This window comes from Variovorax terrae (genome assembly GCF_022809125.1).
Classification (GTDB): Bacteria; Pseudomonadota; Gammaproteobacteria; order Burkholderiales; family Burkholderiaceae_C; genus Variovorax_A; species Variovorax_A terrae.
In genome coordinates, this window is sequence record NZ_JALGBI010000001.1 from 1,985,342 (window position 1) to 2,005,815 (window position 20,474).

The 20,474-nt window shown below is 69.8% G+C and carries 11 protein-coding genes and 2 tRNA genes; 9 read left to right on the top strand and 4 right to left on the bottom strand.

All coding sequences use genetic code 11. The features are described 5' to 3' along the window. The first annotated feature begins 10 nt into the window (after positions 1-10). The 8 genes from MMF98_RS09380 to MMF98_RS09415 all read left to right on the top strand — a co-directional run bounded on the left by MMF98_RS09380 (position 11) and on the right by MMF98_RS09415 (position 9,325). Positions 11-4,030 (top strand): beta strand repeat-containing protein, encoded by a 4,020-nt coding sequence (locus MMF98_RS09380; RefSeq protein WP_243306012.1) that lies wholly within the window; start codon positions 11-13, stop codon positions 4,028-4,030. Between the two features lie 11 nt (positions 4,031-4,041). Further along, the gene (locus MMF98_RS09385) at positions 4,042-4,887 is read left to right on the top strand and encodes a FecR family protein (RefSeq protein ID WP_243306013.1); all 846 of its coding nucleotides are present in this window, start codon (positions 4,042-4,044) and stop codon (positions 4,885-4,887) included. Positions 4,888-4,947: 60 nt separating this feature from the next. After that, positions 4,948-5,024: transfer RNA gene (locus MMF98_RS09390), tRNA-Pro, on the top strand. Positions 5,025-5,043: 19 nt separating this feature from the next. Beyond that, a tRNA-Arg gene (locus MMF98_RS09395) sits at positions 5,044-5,120 on the top strand. 2 nt (positions 5,121-5,122) lie between these two features. Beyond that, positions 5,123-6,967: a PhoX family protein gene (locus MMF98_RS09400; RefSeq protein ID WP_243306014.1), complete on the top strand. Its 1,845-nt coding sequence runs from the start codon at positions 5,123-5,125 to the stop codon at positions 6,965-6,967. Then, positions 6,964-7,416: a C4-dicarboxylate ABC transporter substrate-binding protein gene (locus MMF98_RS09405; RefSeq protein WP_243306015.1), complete on the top strand. Its 453-nt coding sequence runs from the start codon at positions 6,964-6,966 to the stop codon at positions 7,414-7,416. The genes MMF98_RS09400 and MMF98_RS09405 overlap by 4 nt, the downstream gene beginning before the upstream one ends. Beyond that, positions 7,413-8,870: a TRAP transporter large permease subunit gene (locus MMF98_RS09410; RefSeq protein WP_243306016.1), complete on the top strand. Its 1,458-nt coding sequence runs from the start codon at positions 7,413-7,415 to the stop codon at positions 8,868-8,870. The genes MMF98_RS09405 and MMF98_RS09410 overlap by 4 nt, the downstream gene beginning before the upstream one ends. A gap of 59 nt (positions 8,871-8,929) precedes the next feature. Further along, positions 8,930-9,325 carry a DUF488 domain-containing protein gene (locus MMF98_RS09415; RefSeq protein WP_243306017.1) on the top strand — a complete coding sequence of 132 codons (396 nt, stop codon included), beginning with the start codon at positions 8,930-8,932 and terminating at the stop codon, positions 9,323-9,325. A 158-nt stretch (positions 9,326-9,483) separates the two neighbouring features. Here the strand turns inward: MMF98_RS09415 and MMF98_RS09420 are convergent, their stop codons facing one another. From MMF98_RS09420 to MMF98_RS09430, 3 genes are read right to left on the bottom strand one after another with little or no spacing between them, the layout of a single operon-like run. Continuing rightward, the gene (locus tag MMF98_RS09420) at positions 9,484-10,158 is read right to left on the bottom strand and encodes a LuxR C-terminal-related transcriptional regulator (RefSeq protein WP_243306018.1); all 675 of its coding nucleotides are present in this window, start codon (positions 10,156-10,158) and stop codon (positions 9,484-9,486) included. A 19-nt stretch (positions 10,159-10,177) separates the two neighbouring features. Further along, entirely contained in the window at positions 10,178-16,336 is a 6,159-nt protein-coding gene (locus MMF98_RS09425; protein ID WP_243306019.1) for a two-partner secretion domain-containing protein, read from the bottom strand. Positions 16,337-16,358: 22 nt separating this feature from the next. Beyond that, on the bottom strand, positions 16,359-18,122 hold the full coding sequence (locus MMF98_RS09430) for a ShlB/FhaC/HecB family hemolysin secretion/activation protein (protein ID WP_243306020.1): 1,764 nt from the start codon (positions 18,120-18,122) through the stop codon (positions 16,359-16,361). Positions 18,123-18,479: 357 nt separating this feature from the next. Between MMF98_RS09430 and MMF98_RS09435 the strand changes: the two genes are divergently transcribed. Further along, positions 18,480-18,836: a DUF1304 domain-containing protein gene (locus MMF98_RS09435; protein ID WP_243306021.1), complete on the top strand. Its 357-nt coding sequence runs from the start codon at positions 18,480-18,482 to the stop codon at positions 18,834-18,836. A gap of 15 nt (positions 18,837-18,851) precedes the next feature. On the opposite strand, the gene boxB is transcribed toward MMF98_RS09435, so the two are convergent. Continuing rightward, entirely contained in the window at positions 18,852-20,276 is a 1,425-nt protein-coding gene (gene boxB / locus MMF98_RS09440; protein ID WP_243306022.1) for a benzoyl-CoA 2,3-epoxidase subunit BoxB, read from the bottom strand. Positions 20,277-20,474 lie beyond the last annotated feature (198 nt).

The window sequence follows — 20,474 nt, forward strand, 5'->3', positions numbered from 1 at the left end:
GAGTCCTTTCATGAAAACAACACCCTCCTGGCGCCATCACCTGCTCGCTGCGGCCGTGTTCGCCGCCTGCCAGCCGGCCGGCGCGCAGCTCGCACCGAATGCCTTGCCCACCGGCGGCACCGTTTCCGCCGGCCAGGCCACGTTCACCACGCAGGGCAGCGTGCTGCGCATCGACCAGGCCACGCAACGCGCCATCATCAACTTCAACACCTTCGACATCGGCGCATCGGCCAAAGTGAACGTGTCCCAGCCCAACGCGGCCTCGGCGCTGCTGGCGCGCACCCTGTCGGCCAATCCGTCGCAGATCCAGGGGCAGTTGCAGGCCAACGGCGCCGTCTGGCTGGTCAACCCGGCCGGCATCCTGGTCGGACCGAATGCGCGCATCGACGTGGGCCAGTTCGTCGCCACCACGCTCAAGGTCAACGACGGCGACTTCCTCGCCGGCCGGCTGACCTTCGGCGATGGCAGCGCGGCCACCGGTGCTGTGCGCAACCTCGGTGATATCCGCGCCGCCTCGGGCGGCAGCGTCTACCTGGTCGGGGCCGACGTCGAGAACGCCGGCACGATCACGGCACCCGGCGGCAGCGTGGCACTGGCCGCCGGCAAGACGGTACAGATCATGGACACGGCCACGCCCGGCGTCAGCGTCCAGGTCACCGGTGGCAGCGGCACGGCCGCCAACCTGGGCCGCATCACGGCCGAGGCCGGGCGCATCGGGCTGGCCGGTGCATTGGTGCGCAATGAAGGAACGCTGGACGCCAGCAGCCTGGTGCGCGAGGGTGGCCGCATCTTCCTGCGTGCGACGCAGGACGTGACCACCTCGGCCACGTCGCGCATCGCGGCCGACGGCACGACCGGCGGCCGCGTGGAGCTGTACGCCGAACGTGCGGCCCGCATCGACGGCGACGTGTCCGCCACGGGCAGCGCGGGCCCGGGCGGCTTCGTCGATACCTCCGGCCGGCAGTCGCTCGACGTGGTGCGCGCACCGCAAGTGGGCAAAGGCGGCGAGTGGCTGATCGACCCGATCACCCTGCTGGTCATGGGCGACGCCGACGAGGGTGTCAGCGGCGCAGGCACCCCCGTCATCACCTCCAGCGAGAACGGCGCAAGGGTGCGCGCCAGCACCATCTCCAGCCAGCTCGATGCGGGCGTGAACGTCACGCTCACCACGGGCGGCGCCACGCCGGGCCTGGGCGACATCTTCATCTACGACGCCATCACCAAGACCGCGGGCGGTGATGCCACGTTGCGGCTCAACGCGTACAACAACACCTACATCCAGGCGCCGATCACCAGTTCCAGCGGCAAGCTCAACCTCACGCTCAACAACACCATGGAGGGCGCCTATGGCATAACCAGTGTCTATGCGCCGATCGACCTGAACGGCGGCAATCTGACCATCACCGAAGGCTCCTCCGCGAGTCGCGGGGCGGCGGTCGTCTACAACGGCGGCAGCATCAACCTCAACGGCGGGACCGTGTGGGCGCGCTATATCAATGTGGTCGACGGCGGCTCCATCTCGTCCAAGGGCGGCACCCTCGACCTGACCGAGCAGTTGGGCCTGATCGGAGGCACGCTCAAGGTCGATTCAGGCACGCTGGCGGTCGCCGGCGGTCTCGGCCTGCGCGGCACGGTCGAAATCAGCCCTGGTGCAACGCTGGCGGTGTCGGGCAATTCCAGCGTGTTCGCAGGCTCGGTCTTTCGCGGCGGGGACGGCAATATGTCCTTCGCCGGCACGCTCTACCTGGACGCGCCTCTCACCTTCGGTGTCGACCAACCCACGCTCACGCTGAACAACGTCAGTCTGAGCGGCGCGCCACAGAACGCACTCGTCACCTCCGGCAATGCCATCGTTGCGGGTGCGGTGTCGCTGACGGGCCAGTCGCACTGGCAGAACACCGGCGCGGTCACGGTGGAGGGCGACGGCAAGATCAGTGTGGTCAGCGAGTCTGCCCAGTTCAGCAATGCGGCAGGTGCCAAGGTCGTGACCAGCGGCACGGTTGACACCGTGCTGCAGGGCGCGGGCGGCAATACCTTCAGCAACGAAGGCACGCTGGAGAAGACAAGCACCGGCCAGCAGCACTATGCCGGCATCTCGAACAGCGCGGGCAGCCAGCTGCTGGTCAGCGGCGGCACGCTCGGCGTGTCAGGCAACCTGTTTGGATCCATGGAGACGGCGGCGGGCACCACGCTCAACGTGGGCAATGCCGTGCTGAGTGCCGATTCGTCGTTCACGGGCGCAGGCAGCCTGCGCTGGTCCGACCACGTCAGCCTCACCGGGCCGCTCACGCTGGCGGCCACGGCGCCCGCGCTGACGCTGGCTGCCAACACCGTCATCCACGGTGGCAGTGCCGACAACGTGCTGACCACCCGCAATGCCGTCAGCGTGACGGACGGTCAGGTCACCCTGGCCGATAGCACCGCCTGGCACAACGAGGGCGCCCTCACCATCGGCGGCGGTTCGACACCGGCTCGGCTGGACGTCGGCGCCGGCACGGCGCTGAACAACGCATCCGGCAGCAGCCTGTCGCTGCTGTCCAACGGCACGCTGGCCGTCGCGGGAACCCTGCAGCACGACGCCGGCGCCACCTGGACCGGTGGCGGCGGCCTGTCGGTCGCTGGCGGTGGTGTCACACTCACAGGATCGGCGGCGATGGGCCGACTGGAGGTCAGCGGCGGCACGCTGCAGGCCACGGGCGGGCTCAATGTGACCGACGCCTACAGCCAGGCCGGCGGCACGGTCCAGTTGGCAAACGCCGCATTGAACCAATCGGCCGGCGATCTGGTGGTGGGCAGCCTCACGGCCCAGAACCTGCTGCTGCGATCGCAATCCGGCGCGGTCCGCCAGACCACGGGCACCTCGCTCGGCGTCACGGGTCAGCTGGTCGCCTCGGCCGCGACCGGCATCGCGCTGGGCAGCACCACCAACGAGCTCAGCCAGATCGCCGCCAACAACCGCGGCAGCGGCGGCGTGGCCCTGGCCAGCAGGGTTCCAACGAGCCTGTATGGCGTGACCACGGACAGCGGCAACATCACCGTCGCCGTGGACGGCTCCCTGGACGTCCTGGGCACCGCACCTTCGATGGCGTTCATTGCGGCGCTGCCCGGCACGGCGGTGAATCCGGCGACCGAGTCGGGCTTCAGCAGCAGCGGCGCCATCCGCACCGGCAACGGCACCGTGGCGCTCACGGCGGGCACGTCGCTCGACATCCGCGCGGGCGTGGGCGTGTCGTCCGGCGGCGGCGCGATCTCGATGCTGGCCCGGAATGGCTTGCTGAACGTCAACGCCGGGGCGTCCGTCAACTCGGGCAGCGGCTCCATCGACCTCACGTCGCAGGGCCCAGGCGCCTGGGTCAATGCGCCGCTCAGCGTCTTCTCCGGCGCGAGGCCCAGCATCACGCCGAACGACGCGGTTGAGGCAGCAGCCCAGGCGGCAGCGGAAGCCGCCGCCAGAAAAGCGGCAGAGGAGGCAGCCGCCAAGGCAGCCGCAGACGCCGCGGCCCAGAAAGCAGCCGCCGACGCCGCGGCCAAGGCGGCCAGCGATGCCGCGGCCCGGAAGGCCGCCGACGATGCTGCGGCCAAGGCCGCTGCTGACGCGGCAGCCGCCCAGGCGGCCCAGAAGGCAGCCGCCGATGCGGCAGCCAAAGCCGCTGCCGACGCTGCAGCCAAGGCGGTGGCGGCAGACGCTGCGGCAAGGGCTGACGCCGAGCAGGCGGCCCGGCAGGCCGCCCAGGATGCCGCCAGACAGGCCGAAGCGCAGAGCAGCCCCCCTCTCGCGCCCGGCGATTCAACGTCCGTGGCCATCGCCGCCAACACCACGGTGTCCATCCTCGCGCAAACCTACGCGTCGCAAACCACCGGCGGCAGTCCCGGCAGCTTCGGCGGCAGCACGGCCGCCGCCGCGGACTCCACGGACACGTCCAACTCGGCCAATGGGGACAGCAAGAAGCCCTCCTCCAAGGATGTCATGGCGGAGGTGAAGGACAGCAGCGTGGCAAAAGACGCGCCGAAGAAGATGTACTGCAATTGAAAGGCCGTGCCATGAACCCGCAACATGCTTTCCCCCTGCGCCTTCGGTCCCGCGCCGCCGCACTGGCCTGCGCCCTGCTGCTCGCCGCGCCTGCCGTGCTGGCCCAGGCCGTCGGTACGGCCACCCACGTGGCCGGGGTCGCCATCGCGCGCACGCCGTCGGGCGCGATCCGCCTGCTGTCGCCGGGCTCGGAGATCCGCCAGGGCGACACACTGGTCACCGAAGCATCAGCCTACCTGCGCATGCGCTTCACCGACCACGCCGAAATGGTGGTTTCGCCCAAAAGCGAAATCCGCATCACCGAATACCGCTACGACCCGAACCGGCCCGAACTGGACCGCCAGGTCATCGATCTGCAACGCGGGGGCTTCCGCGCCGTCACCGGCGAGCTGGGCAAGCGCAACCACGAAGCCGTGGTGTTCAACACCCCTGAAGGCACCATCGGTGTCAGGGGCACGCACCTGGGTGCGCTGTTCTGCCAGAACGACTGCGGCAACGTGCCCACGCCCACCGGAAAGACGCCTGACAACGGCCTGCACGTGGACGTGGCCTCCGGTGCCGTGGTGGTGACGCCCAACCTGCAGTCGGCACTCCCTGGCGCAAATCTCGGCTTGCCGAGCCTTCCGGGCACACCGTCCCCGGCGGCGGCGCCGATGCCGGGCGCTGGAGCCCCGGCACCAGTCGTGATCCTGAACGCCGGCCAGTTCGGCTACCTGCCGCCGCCGCAGAACGGCGTGCAGCCGCCGCTGATCCTGGTCCCCCCCCCTCTGGCGGTGCAGGTGCGCATGCCGCAGTCGATCAGCCAGAACAATCCGCAGAGCAGTGCCAGCAACGTCCTCGATTGCGAGGTGCGGTAAGCGGGGGCTTGGCCTGCAAGGCACTGGCCGCACAAGGGAGGGACGTTAGAATGCCGAAGTCGGAGCGTAGCGCAGTCTGGTAGCGCATCTGGTTTGGGACCAGAGGGTCGTAGGTTCGAATCCTATCGCTCCGACCATTCACCTTCCTCTTTGAATCTGCCCGTAGCTCAACTGGATAGAGCAACAGCCTTCTAAGCTGTAGGTCGGGGGTTCGAGTCCCTCCGGGCAGGCCAGCATGCAAACCCAACGTCGTTTCGTCCTGAAAGCGGGGGCTACCGGCCTGGTCGCCCTGCTCGGGCCGGGCTTTCCCGCTTCGGCCGCCGGCACCGCGCCGGTGCTGGGTTTCACCGGCGTGGCCGCCTCGGCCCGCGATGCGCTGACGATTCCGCCGGAGTACGAATACAGCCTGCTCTACAAATGGGGCGACCCCACCGGCGTGGTGGGCGCCCTGCCCGCCTACCGGCCCGATGCCTCCAACAATGCGCAGGAGCAGGCGGTGCAGGCCGGCATGCACCACGACGGCATGCACTTCTTTCCCCTGAATGCCGACGGCAGCCGCGCCCTGCTGGTGATGAACCACGAATACACCGACGAGCGCCTGCTGCACACCGACGGCGCAACGCCATGGACCGCCGAGAAGGTGCGCAAGTCGCAGCATGCAATGGGCGTGTCGGTGATCGAGATCGCCCTTGGCGCGCAGGGCTGGCGCCAGGTGCTGCCCTCGCGCCATGCGCGCCGCATCCACGGCAACACCCCCATGCGCCTGGGCGGGCCGGCAGCCGGCTCGTCGATGCTGCAGACCGCTCTCAACCCCGCAGGCGACGAGGTGCTGGGCACCTTCGCCAACTGCGCCATGGGCGTCACGCCCTGGGGCACCTACCTGACCTGCGAGGAAAACTTCCACGGCTACTTCGGTGGCGCCAAGGACGCGGACTTCCAGCCCGACGCCGCCCAGAGGCGCTATGGCACGACGGCCGGCGGCCAGTGGGTGGACTGGTACCGCTTCGACGAGCGCTTCGACCTCACGAAGCACCCCAACGAAGCGAACCGCTTCGGCTGGGTGGTGGAAATCGATCCGATGGACCCCACCTCCACGCCCGTCAAGCGCACCGCGCTGGGCCGCAAGCGCCAGGAAAGCGCCACCTGCACGCTCACGCAGGACGGCCGCGTGGCCGTCTACATGGGCGACGACACGCGCTTCGAGTACATCTACAAGTTCGTGAGCCGCGACAAGGTGCAGCCCGGCGGCTATGCCGCCAACCGCGAGCTGCTCGATCACGGCACGCTCTACGTGGCGCGCTTCGATGCCGATGGCCGCGGCGCCTGGCTCGAACTCACGCAGGGCCGCCCGGGGCTGGGCCGCGAACAGGGCTTCGCCACCCAGGCCGACGTGGTGGTCAAGGCCCGGCTCGCGGCCGACGCGGTGGGTGGCACGAAGATGGACCGCCCCGAATGGATCACGGTGCACCCGCACACTGGCGAGGTGTTCGTCACGCTCACCAACAACAGCCAGCGCGGCGAGCCCGGCCGCCCCGGCCCCGATGCGGCCAACCCGCGCGAACGCAACGTCGGCGGCCACATCATCCGCTGGCGCGAAGCCGGTGGCGACGCCGCCGCCAGCGCCTTCGGCTGGCGCCATTTCGTGCTGGCCGGCGATCCGGCCCGGCCCGGCGCGGCCACGCAGTACCCCTCGCCGCAGGCCGACGCCTTCGGCTGCCCCGACGGCCTGCATTTCGATCGCGGCGGCCTGCTCTGGATCCAGACCGACATGAGCGGCCAGGCCATCGGCAAGGGCTCCTATGCGCAGCTGGGCAACAACGCCATGCTGTGCGCCGACCCGGCCACCGGCCGCATCAAGCGCTTCCTCAGCGGCCCGAGCGGCTGCGAGATCACGGGCTGCGTGGTCACGCCCGACCGCCGGACCCTGTTCGTCAACATCCAGCACCCGGGCGAGGCCAGCGACGACGGCGGCGGCGCGCACAACAGCGCCTGGCCCGATGGCACCACGCCCGGCAGCGCGCGCCCGCGCTCGGCCACCGTGGTGGTGCGCCGGCGCGACGGCGGCCTGGTGGGCACATGATGCGCCGCCTGTGCCTCGCCGCCAGCCTGCTGGTGCTGCCGCTGGCGCTGCTGCTGTTCGCGCAGTGGCCGCTGCGCGACGGCGTGCAGGCTGGCTCGCGCCTGGCCAATGACGCGGCGCAGATCCTGTTCGCGCTGTATGTGGCGGTGGCCGTGACCGCCGCCTCGCGGGCCCGCCTCCACCTGTCGGCGCTCAAGCCCGTCGCGCCGGGGGCGGCCCCGGCGCGCTGGCGGCGCTGGGCGCTGCTGGCCTGCCTGGCGCCGTGGTCGCTCTACCTGCTCTGGGTGTCCACGCCGATGGTCTGGGACTCGCTGCGCCAGATGGAGCGCTTCGCCGAGACCCTGACGCCGGGCTACTTCCTGATCAAGCTCGCGCTCTGGCTGATGGCGCTGCTGGTGCTGGTGGACGCGCTGGCCTCGCTGCGCGGCGGCGCGGACGACGGCGCATGAACAGTCTCGGCCTGTGGATGCTGCTGGCGCTGGGCGTGCTGATCGTCGCCACCGGCCTGCCGGTGTGGGCGCTGCTGATCGGCGTGGCCAGCGCCTTCGCCGTGCTCGGGCTGGGCCTGGGCGCCTTCGATGCGGGCATTCTCGCGGCGCTGCCCGGGCGCATCGTGGGCCTGCTGGAGCACGACCTGCTGCAGGCCCTGCCGCTGTACGTGTTCATCGGCGTGCTGCTGCAGCGCCTGACCGTGGCCGACGCGCTGTTCGCCTCGCTGGCGCGGCTGCTGCGGCCGCTTGGCGCCGGCCAGCCGCTGGCCGCTTTGGGCGTGGGCGCGCTGATCGCGCCGATGAACGGCTCGGTCGCCTCCAGCTCCGCCCTGCTCTCGCGGCTGGTGGCGCCGCGCCTGGGCTCGGTGGAGCCGGGCCGCGCCACCGCGCTCATCAGCGTGGCGGCCACCATCGGCGTGGTGGTGCCGCCCTCGCTGGTGCTGATCCTGCTGGGCGACGCCATGCTGCGCGCCCACACCGAGGCCAGCAACCTGCCCGGCTTCGTGCTCGGCAGCCAGCGCATCATCAACACCCAGGACGTGCTGCACGCTGCCCTGCTGCCGGCCGCCTGCGTGCTGGCGCTGTGGGCGCTGGTGGCCTGGTGGCAAAGCCGCGGTTCAGAACCAAAAGTGCCGGAGGTCCAGGTACCCCGGTCGCAGCATGCTATCGCTTTGATAGCAGGTGCGGTGATTCTCGGCCTGCTGGGCGGGGTCTTCAGCGGCCGGCTGCTGGCGGTGGAGGCCGCTGCCACCGGCGGCGTGCTGCTGATGGCGGCCACGCTGGCCAGCCGCGCCCTGAGCTGGCCTGCCTGGCGCGCGGTGCTGGCCGACACGCTGGCGCTGAGCGGCGCGCTGTTCGCGCTGCTGGTGGGCGCCACCACCTTCAGCCTGGTGTTCCGCGTGTTCGGCACCGACCGCTGGCTGACCGAGCTGGTGCTGGGCTCGCCGCTGTCGCCGCAGGCCACGGCCGCGCTGGTGCTGCTGGGCGTGGCGCTGTGTGCCTGGGTGCTCGATGCCTTCGAGATGATCTTCGTCATCATCCCCATCATCGCGCCGCCGCTGATCGCGCGGCTGGGCGATGCGCAGCAGGCCGCGGTCCTGCTGCTGCTGGTGCTGCAGCTCAGCTTCCTGATTCCGCCGATGGGCTATGCGGTGCTGATGGCGCGTGCGCGCTCGGGCCTGCCCCAGGTGCCGATGCGCCGGCTGCTGCGCGCGCTGCTGCCGTTCGTGGGGGTGCAGCTGGCGCTGGTGGCGCTCGTGTTCGCTGCGCCGCGCCTGGTCCATCAGCTCGACGCCCCGCTGCCGGCCGCCGGCCAGGCAGCGCCGATGTCGGAGCAGGACATCGTGCGGCAGATGGAAGAAATGGCCAGCCCGCCGGCCGACGGCGCGGACGATGCCGGCAGCAAGAAGTAGGCGCAGCGCGCCGTGCAGGGGACGGTGCACAATCGTCCGCACAGCACAAGGAGACCGGCATGACCCTCAAGATCGTCCGCCTCGGCACGCCGCGCAGCGCCGGCGAAGGCCTGCGCATCGGCACCGTGCGGCGGCCGCCGCGCGGCGTGCCCAAGAGCGAGTTCGCGTCGCAGGACTGGTACGACGTGTGGTACCCCAACCTCGCACCGAGCGTGGAAACCATGAAGCTCGCGCAGGCCGCCCAGGCCAGTGGAGACGCGCAGGCCTGGGCCGGCTTTCGCAGGAAGTTCCGCGCCGAGATGGGCGAGCCCGATGCGAGCCGCAGCCTGGACCTGCTGGCCGCACTGTCGCACAGCGCCCATTTCTCGATGGGCTGCTACTGCGAAGACGAGGCGCGTTGCCATCGCTCGCTGCTGCGGGAACTGCTGGCGGAGCGCGGAGCGGCGCTGGGCTGAGGTCCGGTCGCTCCATTTTTGATAGCAACAAATGACCGCCCGACAAGGACATCGGGCCGATTTGGCACGAAAACCCAGTCATCGGGCGGTTTGGCGCCTTCAGCGGGCGATGGGAAGCCGCCCTCTCCCGCGGCGCCAGCCACCGGTGTGGCCTCGCGTCACGGCAGCAGGCCCTGCGCCCTCGCATTGAAGACGGCGGCCGCACGCGAGCGCACCGACAGCTTGCGGTAGATGGCCTTGGCGTGGCACTCGATGGTGTTGACCGACAGGTTCAGCTCCCGCGCGATTTCGCGGTTGCTATGGCCCCGCGCCACCCACTGGAGCACCACCTTCTCGCGCTCGGTCAGCGTGCTCTCGCCGGCAACATCGGCCGCCGGTGCGGCCGCCGGCGCCACCGGGGCCGCGCTCATGAAGTCGAGGATGCGCCGCGCGATCAGCGGGTCGATCGGCGCACCGCCGCGCGCCAGGCTGGCCAGCGAGAACGCCATCTCGTCGTCGCTACCGATCTTCAGCAGGTAGCCCACGGCGCCGCCGCGCAGGGCCTGCAGCACGGTGGCGTCGTCGCCCAGGCTGGACACCACCACCGCCTCGGTGCGCGGCGCATGCGCGCGCAGCCAGGGCAGCAGCGCCAGGCCCGAGCCGTCGGGCAGGTTCACATCCAGCAGCACCAGCGAGAACCGCACCTGCCCGAGCTGTGAGCGGGCCTCGGCCAGGCTGGCCGCCTCGGCGCACAGCGCCTGCGGCAGCACGCGCCGCGCCACGCGCAGCAGGCGCGCGCGCACGGCCTCTTCGTCATCGACGATCAGGAGGCTGGTGATCGTGTTGTTGGACAAGGGCGCCTTTTCTTCATCATCAGGTGCCCATCATTTTCGCCATGCTGAGGAACAGCTGCTCGGCGCCGCCCTTCTGGTTGAGCCAGAAGGCCACGTCCGAGCCCGAGGCAGCCTCGATCTTGGCCCGCTCCCGCTTCAAGTCCGGGATGAAGGTTTCGGCCTGGATCAGCTGGGCCATCGCTTCACCGGCAATCATCAATGCCGCAGCGACGATGCCGATGGGGCCGGCGGCAAACGAGGCGCCGAAGACCGACGACGAGGCCTCCGCGACCGTCAAGCCCGCACGCACGCCCGATGTGATGGCAAACGGGGCGATCGTGGTGCCGAGCTGCGTTGCGGCAACACCTGCCGCCGTCCCGCCAGCCACCGCCGCGGCCGCAGTGGCGCCACTGCCGATAGCGATTGGATTGACACCGGAGCTGATCAGCATGCTGCCCACCCGCTGCTTCTCGGCATCGCTCAGGATCACGCCCTGCGTGGCCTCGTCGATGATCCACTGCGGCGGCGGGGGCGGCAGGGCGAACAGGCTGTTCAGCGTTCCGCTCTTGCCGCTGGTGTTGTTGCTCTTCTTGAAGGCCTCGTAGTCGGCGATCGCCTTGTCGATGGCGTCGAGCCGCTGCTGCTTGGCGTAGTTGCCCACGTACTCGACGAAGGCCTTGTCGTTGGCCGACACCAGCCCGCCGCCGGTGGACAGCGCCATGTAGCGCGAATAGGCAAACGGCAGCACCTTGCCGATCTCGTCGGGGTTGGACTTGTTCTTCTCGAGCCAGCCCTTCACGTCCGAGACGCCGACCGCAGCGCCGCCGGCGCTCATCAGGTAGGACTTGACGATCTCGAAGCTCTGGTCGTTGAAGTTCTGCGCCGAGCTGCCGCCGCTGCCAAAGCCGAACAGGCTGTCAGGGGCCTTGCCGCCGCCCAGGTTGTTGACCGTGACGCCCGAGATCGTGCCCGAGTTGGCCTTGCCGTTCACGTCCAGCGTGCCCGAGTCGGCCTCGATGATCGCGCCCTTCTTGATGCTGTCCTTGGTGCTCTGGCTCAGGTAGACCACGGGCACCAGCACCTCCTGGCCGTTGAGCGTGGTCTTGACCATCCAGACGATGTCGCTCTTGAGGCCGGCGATCTGCTCCGGCGTCAGCGCCTGGCCCCAGACCAGGCCCAGCGCCTTGGCCTGCCCGCCGGCGTTGTCCATCAGGCCGCGCATCAGCTCGTCCAGGCTGCCGTAGCCCTTGAGCAGCATGCTGCCGGTCTGGCTGATGAGCTGCTGCTGCACCAGCCAGGACTCGTAGCTGCCGTCGCCCAGGCGCAGCACGGCTTCGTCGGTGCTGAAGCCCAGGCGGTCGCGCAGGTAGTCGGAGCCCACGGCCGTGCTGCCCACGCGGTACAGCGGGTTGCTCTCGATCAGGTAGCCGGCCGCCGGGTTGCGCGCCAGCACGAACAGGCCGTTGGGGCTGGCCGGCAGGTTGACCTGGATGCCGCCGAACGTCAGCCCGGTCTGCAGGCTGCTGCCGTTGGCGCTGGTGGGCTGGATCGTCAGGCTCACGGGCGTCCAGCCGGTTTGCGTGCCGTCGCCTGGCAGCACGGAGGATTGGGCGGGGCCGGGGACGGGCACGGGCTTGCTGCCGGGGGTCAGCAGCGTCGTGCTGGAAATGAGCGACAGGTTGCGGCCGCTCCTGGACGTCATGTCCGGCGGCGTGCTCGACGGTGCAATGGTCGAATCGCCTCGTTCGTAGGTGGCCGAGGTGGAACTGCCCTCGTTGTAGAGCGTGAAGCCGCTGCCCGACAGGTTGGCCGTGTAGATGCGCGCGCCGCTGTAGCCCGTGGGCAGCACCGCCTGGACGCTGTCGACGACGTGGGTCGGCACAACGGTGCCGCGGCCGTCCTGGGTGCAGACGGCGTCGGAGCCAAAATGGCACCAGTTCCAGTAGGTGTCGATGTCGGGACCGACAGCGGTGTACTTCATGGTCATGGTCTGGCTCACATGCTTCTGAACCGTCACCTGGGCCAGCGAATCGTTGGTGAAGACGGCCATATCCGAATCACCGGCCTGCGGGGCTACCAGCACGCGCCCCGCATCGTCCGTCACCCCCGGCAGCACGGCCGTGCCGCTGCTGCGGGCGGCAAAGCCCTGCATCAGCACCGAATCGACGCCCTGGACGAGGCCGCCGAGGTTCTTGCCGTTGTTGAAGTACAGCTTGGCGTTGTGCGCGGCGGTGAGCGTGGGGTAATAGAGGGGCTCCGTTCCCGCGGCGAACTTGAGGGTTTCGGTGTAGCGCGCGATGTAGTTGGTCGCAACGTCCAGGTTGCCGCCCTTGTCGTTATCGTCCCAGTCGGAACCTGATCTGGTCCAGTTGCCGAACTGGTTGGGAAGATCGCCGCGCTTGACGTGCGGCGGCGCCTGATTGATCCAGTTCGGGTCGAAGGTGTAGCTGTACACCCGCTTGTCGCCCCCCTGCACCTCGTTGCGCAGCGAGGTGGCGACGACTTGCAGATCGCCCTCGCTGTTGACGTCGCTGTTGTTGATGAAGGTGTTGGCCACGAGGCTGATGTTCTGGCCGGCCGCGATGCTGCCGCGCGCGCCCAGGGTGCGCATGCCGCTGCCGTCCGTGGTGATCTGCACCGCGTTGGTGAGCGTGCCGTTCACGCGCGCCGACAGCGTGTTGCCCGCGTAGAGCGTGCCGAAGTTGGTCAGGAAGCCGGGCGTGGTGCTGGGCCCGATGGGGGGCGTGCCGGTGCTGCCGGACATGGGCGTCGACAGGTCCAGCGTGCCGCGCGTGGCCGCGAGGTGGAGGTTGTTCAGCGCGGCGATGGCCCCCGTGCCGCTCACCAGGATGTCCGGCGCCTGCACGTCGAGATCGTCCCGCGAGTACAGCAGCCCGACCACGCCCAGCCGGTCCAGCGATGCCACCTTGACCTGGTACTGCCCGGCGTCGGCCGGCAGGCCCGTGGCGGCCATCGCGCCCATGATGCGGCTGGTGATGACCTGCCCGGGGTAGAGCGGGTCCGGCGCCTGGGCCATGGACAGCGTGTCGGTGGTGATCGTCATGCCGCGCTGCGACACGATCTCGGCGGCCGCGCCCATCGTGAGCGCGCGCGTGGCCAGGTCCACGGTGCCGCCATGGAGGCTGCCGTACACGTTCAGCGAGCCGAGCCGGCCCGAGGGGCAGTAGGACTCCGTGCAGGGCGAGACGCCGGGAATGTAGATCGGGTCGCCGGACAGGCGCGGCGCGAAGCCGCCGAACGCCAGCGCGCCCTGCGCGTCGATCTTGCCGTAGTTGGTGACGCTGTAGCCCAGGCCCTCGTAGCGGCCCCGGAAGGTCAAGGCCCCGCCCGTGGCCACGCTGGCCGTGCTGTTGGCCGCGCTGCCGTTGGTCATGTCGCCGGCCAGATTGAACAGCAAGTCGCCCGCCGTTGCCAGCGTGCCCAGGTTGCCGACGCGCCCGGCCGTCACCTGGCTGCTGCTGCCGCTGGCGCCCAGGGTGGCCGTGGCGCCGCTGGCGTTGTCGAAGCCGCCGCCGAGCTGGAGCGTGCTGCCCCCGGCGCCGGCCGTCAGGCTGCCAAGGTTGTTCAGGTTGTCGGCGGTCAGGGCCAGGCTGCCCGCTTCGAGGCGCCCCGTCGTCTGGTTGACCAGGTCGCCGCCCTGGCTGGTGAGCGTGAGCCGCGTGGTGTCGCCCGGCGTGCCCAGCCCGGCCTTGAGCAGGCCGCTGTTGTCCAGGCCGCCAGCGCCCAGGGCCACGGTCAGGCCGCTGGCCGCGCGCAGCTCGGCGTTCACCGCGTTGGAGAGCCCCGTGGCCGTGACCTGGCCGCTGCCGCCGGCCTGCACGCTGCCCTGATTGTCGAACGCCGCGCCGGCGCCGAGGGTCAGGTTGCCCTGGGCCTGGAGGGTGCCGGTAGCTTCGTTGGTGAGCGCGCCGCTGCTCTGCGCATTCAGGTTGCCCGTGGCGCCCAGCAGGCCCGCGTTGTCCAGCGTGCCGGCCTGCAGCGTCATGGCGCCGTTGGCGGCGAGGTTGGCGCCCGCCCGGTTGGTGAGCGCGCCCGTCACGGTCACTGTGCTGGTGCCGTTGGCGGACAGGATGTCAGCCGCGTTGTCCAGCGTCTGCGCCGACAGGTCCAGGCTGGTGGCGCCCTGCAGCTTGCCGCTGTTGCCCAATTGCCCCGTCACGGTGAGCGCGGCGCCGCCCTGGGTCGACAGCAGCTTGCCGCTGTTGTCCACGGCGCCCGCCTGCACGGCCAGCGTGGTGCCCTGCGCCGTGCCGGCATTGCCCAGCAGGGCTTGCGTGGTGAGCTGGAGTGCGCCCTTGGCCAGAACGACACCGGCGGACTGGTTGTCCAGCGTGCCTGCCGTGAGCTTGAGCGCCCCGCCCGACAGCAGCTTGCCCTGGTTGGTCACGCTGCCGCTGGTGCCGGTGGTCACCGTCAGGTCGGTCTGGGCCTGCGCCAGGCCGGTGTTGGTGAACTGGGTGGTCACGCCCAGCGTGGCCACGCCCTGGGTGGACATCAGCGTGCCGCTGTTGCTCAGCGTCGCGGCCTGCGCGCCCAGCGTAGCGCCCTGCACCGTGCCGCTGTTGGTGAACGCGGTGCCCGCCTTGGCCGTCAGCGCGCCCTTGGCCAGCAACGTGCCCTGGTTGCCGAGCGTGGTGGCAGCCTGTGCGTCCAGCGTGCCGCCGGCCTGGACCGTGCCGCTGTTGCTCAGGGCCGCGCCCGACTGCAGCTTGACGTTGCCCACGTCGGCCGACAGCGTGCCGGCCAGCGCCAGATTACCGCCGGCCTGCAGCGACAGGGTCCCGGCCGTGCTCTGCACGCCCTGGCCGCTGCCCGTGGTCAGCGACAGATTGCCTTGCGTCGCCGCCAGCGTGATGTCGCCCTTGGCCTTGACGCCGCTGTTGCTCAGCGTCAGCGCACCGCTGGACGCCGTGGCCTGCAGCCTGCCGCCCACATCGAGGTAGGCGCCGTTGCTCAGGCTCAGATCCGCGCCGCTCAGGCTCAGGCCCTGGCCCGAGCGCAGCCCGGCGTTGTTGATGTTCAGGCTGCCAGAACTGGTCACCTGCAGCGGGCCGGCGCTTTCGACGTAGGCGCCATCGCTGAGCGTGACGCTCCGACCGCTCAGGCTCAACGTCTGCCCGGCGCCGATCGTGGCGCCGCTGGCGATCAGGCTGCCGGCACTGGCCACCTGCACGCTGCCGCGGGCCGACAGGTGATTGCGCAGCTCGACCTGGCCGGCGGCGGAGATCGTCACGTCCTTCACTTGCGCCGCCACGTCGCCCAGCAGGCGCACGCCCACGCCGGCCTCGTTGGCCACCAGCTTGATCTGGTTGGCGTACATCGCGCCCAGGGCGCTGGCGTCGATTGCATAGGCAGGCGCGGCTCCCGTGCCCGCGCCGGCGGCACCGGCCGAGCGGCTGGCGTAGTTCCACGCGCCGGTGCCGGCAAAGACGCCCAGGTCCTGCGCGTTGACCGCGCCGTCGAGCTTGACCGAGCGCGTGACCAGATCGAGGATCTGCTGCGCCGTGGCGTTCAAGCCGGCGCCGTTGACCAGGATGTCGCCCTGCCTGACGTCGAAGCCATCGAGCGCGCCGCTGGCGGCCCAGCGCGGCGTGCCGGTGCTGAGGGTGACGCGGTCGGTGTTGATGAAGCCGCAGCCGGAACAGGTGATGCCGTAGGGATTGGCCACGATCACGTCGGCACGCTGGCCCGCCACCTCGGTGAAGCCGGCCAGCACGCTGCGGTTGGCCGACACCACCTCGTTGACGATGACATTGGCGGCCCGGGTCGAGCTCATGTTGGCGAGCACCGAGCCGGCCAGCTGCGAGGCATTGGACAGGGCGCCGTTGCTCGTGGTGTTGTTGAGCACCAGCCCCTGGGCGCCCACGTTGTACTGCATGAACTTGTTGTGCGAAACGCCCGCGGCGTTGGCGGTGGCGATGTCCACCACCGTGGTGCCGTTGGGCGACACGAAGGCCCGGCCCTGCTGGCCGGGCGCCAGCGTCACGGTCTGGGCCAGGGCGGACAGACCGATGCCCGCCACGGGCAGCGCCTGCAGCGCCGTGCGGGCCGCCCGCGCCAGCGCGCGGCGCAGGCGCGGGCCCACGGTTCCATGGCGGCCGCGGCCGGTGGCGGTCTCGGCCACGGCAGCCCAGGTCTGCGTGGTGCCGTTCCAGACCAGGCGATAGATATGGTTCATGGCGATTCTTCCCTTCGCGGCGCTACATCGAGTAGGAGAGGCGGACGCCGTACAGCGTCCCCTCGTGAGTCAAGAAGGCCGGCAGGTGCACGGCACGCGAGGCGAACACCTCGAAGTTGAAGCGCTTCCACTGCCCGGCCACGCCCAGCGTGGCGCCGGTCATGGAGCCCAGGCGGTCGCCGCCGGCATGGTTGTTGACGCGCCCGATGTCCCAGCCGACGTAGACCACGCCGCTGACGCTATTGCTGTCGCCGGCCTTCGCCCGCCAGGGCCAGGCGATGTCGTTGCGCAGCAGCATGCCGTGGTCGCCGCTGAGCGCGTTGAGGAGCGAGCCGCGCACCGTGGCCGGGCTGCCGATCAGGAACTGCTGCGAGCCGTACAGCGTCTGGCGGCTGTACTGGCCGCTGAACTGGCTGGTCCACTGCAGCGGCAGGGGCCCGGCCTGCAGGCGGCGCTGGTAGCCCAGGTCGAGCGTGAACTTGTCGAACTGGGCATGAGGGTAGTCATCCGGCGTGCCCGGCAGGTCCCGCAGGGCGCCAAGGGCACCGAGGCCGCGCACGTAGCCCAGGCCGCCGCTGAACGCGCCGCCGGCCAGTTGCGTGAAGCCGTTCACGCCCAGGTTCAGCGTGGCGAGCTTGCGGCTGCTGACCGTGAGCAACTGCCCGCTCAGGTAGTTGCGGCTGTCGGAAGTGGCCAGGCGGCCCGTCAGCGAGACGCGGCTGGCCTGGTTGCGCAGCACCACGCGCGACAGCCCCAGGCCATAGCTGGTGGTGCGGCCGGTGGCCTCCACCGGCGCACCGCTGGGCAGCGCCAGGCCGTTGGTGTAGTTGCTCTCGCTCGCGTCGAGGCTGAAGGTGTTGTAGCCCCAGGGTAGCGCGACGCGCAGCGCCGTGCCGTTGGCCTTGTGCGCGCCGTGGTCGGGCACCGTCTGGTTGCGCGTCAGCATGATCAGCTCGTTCAGGCCCAGCAGGCTGTCGAAGCTCATGGTGGCGGCCACGTTGTCGCGGCCCGTGCTGGGCGAGCCCAGGTTGTCGTAGGTCAGTTGCAGGTGAACCGGCCGCTCGGCATGGTTGCGCACCACCACCACGCTCTGGCCGGGTTGGCTGCCGGGCTCCAGGTCGAGCCGGGCCGTGTTGGAGCGCAGGTTGTTGATCTGCTCCAGGCCCTGCTCCAGGTCGCGCAGGTTCAGCGGCTCGCCCGGCCGACCGGGAAAGGCGCTGCGCACCGAGAGGCTGCCGGCGTCGCGCCCGTCCTGCTCGACCCGGTAGCGCTCGATCGTGCCCTCGACCACCTGGAGGGTCAGCACGCCGGAGCCCAAGTCCTGCGCCGGCAGATAGACGCGGGTGGTGATGTAGCCGCGGTCGATGTAGTCCTTGGTCAGCAGCGCCAGCAGGGCCTGGATGTCGGAGGCGGCCAGGCAGCGCCCCGCGACATCGCGCCCCAGGGCCGCGCGGGTGGCGGTGCCGAGCAGTTGGGCACCCTCGATGCGCAGCTCGGTGATGTTGTGGCAGCCCGGCCCGACGTCGGGCAGGCCGATCTGGGGCTGCATGTCCTTGAGGTCGGCCCCCTGGGGCGCGGCAGGCGGCGGCAAGGCGCGCTCCTGGGCCTCGCGCAGGCGCTCCTGCTGCTGGCGCTCGATGATCTGGCTCTGCCGCCGGGCTTCGTCGATGGGCGACACCTGCGCCTGTGCCGCCGATGCGGCGAGCACGGCTCCGACGCCGACAGCCCACGCCCTGCGCGACGGCCATGCGCGCTCGGCGCCAAAGCGGGAAGGTCTGTACTGCATGGATCTCCTCTGGGACCAGCCGGCCGTGAGCAGGTTGCCCCGGCATCGTGCGAATGAAGCCACGCGGACTTTGGCACGCCTGCCGGCGCCCTGAAATCACCGAAACCGGTGAGACGGCACTCCGGCGCCAGCAGCCGGCCACCCGCCGCCCCAAGAGAGAATGGATTTTTTGTTTACACTGAGTTACAAACGCTGGGTTGGCGCTGTCGGCAAAAAACATCTGCACGGATCGAGCGGGCGTGATGGACATGGAGGCGAGGCCCCTGTCCCCTGCGCGCTTGCCAAAACGGCGCCGGCAAGCCCTAATAGGCCAGCGTGAGCCGCCAGGCCCCCTGCTTCATCACCAAGGACATGCCCATGACCCTCGTTGCCAACCTCCTCGTCGCCCTGCTCGCCCTGCTGCACATCTACATCCTCGTGCTCGAGATGTTCCTGTGGGACAAGCCGCTGGGGCTCAAGGCTTTCGGGCAGACGGCGGAATCGGCGGCGCAGACCAAGGTGCTGGCGGCCAACCAGGGGCTGTACAACGGCTTCCTGGCAGCCGGGCTGCTCTGGGGTCTGGTGCTGGGCCCGGCCGGCTTCGGCACCAAGGTGTTCTTTGCGCTGTGCGTGCTGGTGGCCGGCCTCTACGGCGGCGCCACCGCCTCGCGCAAGATCCTGTTCGTGCAGGCGCTGCCAGCCGCGCTGACGCTCGGCGCGCTGCTGCTGAGCTGAGAGGCCGGGCGCGGCCTACAGCTTCACGTACTCGTATTCCACCGGATTGGCGTTGATGCCACGGTCCGGCGGCGCGATCCAGGCGGCCATCTTGCCGGGATCGGTCACGCGCTGCATCAGGCTCTTGACGAAGCCGATGTCGGCCGCGGTGGGCAGCCACTGATCCTTCTTCGCCTCGAACTCGGCGGCCGTCACGGGGGTGCCCAGCGGATCGGTCGGCACGCCAGCCCAGGCGCCCACCTCGCGGCGAAAGCGCGTGGACGGCAGCTTGAGCTCGAAGTCCACACCGGCACGCTTGATCGCCATGTTCCAGCGCGTCACGCCCACGTTGCAGTCCTTCACGTACTCCAGGCGCGTGATCTCGTTCATGCCGTTGCGCGTGGAGATGGTTTCGTTCTTCAGGCCACCCTTGCCGTCCGGCACCTGGATGGTCATTTCGGTTTCGGCTTCCACGTGGTCGGCAAACTTCGCTTCGTCCGGCCGGCCCTTGATGCCGTTGCTGAAGTAGTTGGCGGCGTTGCTCGAGGCCTCGGAGCCGAACAGGTCGAGCGAACTCGTGAACCAGAAGTTCATGAATTTCTGGATCGTCGGCAGGTCGATCACACCGGCCTGGCGCAGCGTGGCCGCATCGTCGGTGTCGAGCTCCTTCATCACTTCCAGCGTGCGCTTGATGACGCGGCCCACGCCGGTTTCGCCCACGAACATGTGATGCGCTTCCTCGGTCAGCATGAAGCGCGTGGTGCGCGCCAGCGGGTCGAACGCGCTCTCGGCAAAGCTCTTGAGCTGGAACTTGCCGTCGCGGTCGGTGAAGTAGGTGAACATGAAGAACGACAGCCAGTTGTCCATGGGCTCGTTGAAGGTGCCCAGGATGCGCGGCTTGTCGGCATCGCCGCTGTGGCGCATCAGCAGTTCCTCGGCCTCTTCGCGGCCGTCGCGGCCGAAGTGCGCGTGCAGCAGGTAGACCATGGCCCACAGGTGGCGGCCCTCCTCCACGTTCACCTGGAACAGGTTGCGCAGGTCGTACAGGCTGGGCGCGGTGTGGCCCAGCAGGCGCTGCTGCTCGACCGAGGCCGGCTCGGTGTCGCCCTGCGTGACGATCAGGCGGCGGAAGGTGCTGCGGTATTCGCCGGGCACGTCCTGCCAGACGTCTTCGCCCATGTGGTCGCCAAAACCGATCTTGCGGTTCTCTTCCTTGTCGGCCAGGAAGATGCCCCAGCGGTAGTCGGGCATGGGGGTGTAGCCGTAGCTGGCCCAACCTTGCGCGTCCACGCCGACGGCGGTGCGCAGGTACACCTCCTTGGCCTTGAAGTCGCTCGGGCCCATTTCGTCCCACCAGTTGAGGAAGGCCGGCTGCCAGTGCTCCAGCGCGCGCTGGAGCTGGCGGTTGTCGCCGAGGTTGACGTTGTTGGGGATCAGGGCTTGCAGGTCGATGGTGCTCATGATGGTTGCTCCATATTCGTTCAAAAATCTTTTCTTTGATGGGGGGGGCGCTGCGCGGCCGGGGCGGACGGGCTCTTCCCGACGGCGCGGGTCGCTGCGCGACTGCCCTGTGGTGCTCGCGACAGGCGGGGATTGCGCAAACTCGCTTCGCTCAAACAAGCGCAATCCTTGATCCGCCTGTCACTGCGCTCCTCGGCC

Bases quoted from the DNA above. Each gene is read 5' to 3' on its own strand.
- MMF98_RS09415 (WP_243306017.1), top strand. From the start codon at position 8,930: ATGACCCTCAAGATCGTCCGCCTCGGCACGCCGCGCAGCGCCGGCGAA.
- MMF98_RS09400 (WP_243306014.1), top strand. From the start codon at position 5,123: ATGCAAACCCAACGTCGTTTCGTCCTGAAAGCGGGGGCTACCGGCCTG.
- MMF98_RS09385 (WP_243306013.1), top strand. From the start codon at position 4,042: ATGAACCCGCAACATGCTTTCCCCCTGCGCCTTCGGTCCCGCGCCGCC.
- MMF98_RS09405 (WP_243306015.1), top strand. From the start codon at position 6,964: ATGATGCGCCGCCTGTGCCTCGCCGCCAGCCTGCTGGTGCTGCCGCTG.
- MMF98_RS09435 (WP_243306021.1), top strand. From the start codon at position 18,480: ATGACCCTCGTTGCCAACCTCCTCGTCGCCCTGCTCGCCCTGCTGCAC.
- MMF98_RS09425 (WP_243306019.1), bottom strand. From the start codon at position 16,336: ATGAACCATATCTATCGCCTGGTCTGGAACGGCACCACGCAGACCTGG.
- boxB (WP_243306022.1), bottom strand. From the start codon at position 20,276: ATGAGCACCATCGACCTGCAAGCCCTGATCCCCAACAACGTCAACCTC.
- MMF98_RS09410 (WP_243306016.1), top strand. From the start codon at position 7,413: ATGAACAGTCTCGGCCTGTGGATGCTGCTGGCGCTGGGCGTGCTGATC.
- MMF98_RS09380 (WP_243306012.1), top strand. From the start codon at position 11: ATGAAAACAACACCCTCCTGGCGCCATCACCTGCTCGCTGCGGCCGTG.
- MMF98_RS09430 (WP_243306020.1), bottom strand. From the start codon at position 18,122: ATGCAGTACAGACCTTCCCGCTTTGGCGCCGAGCGCGCATGGCCGTCG.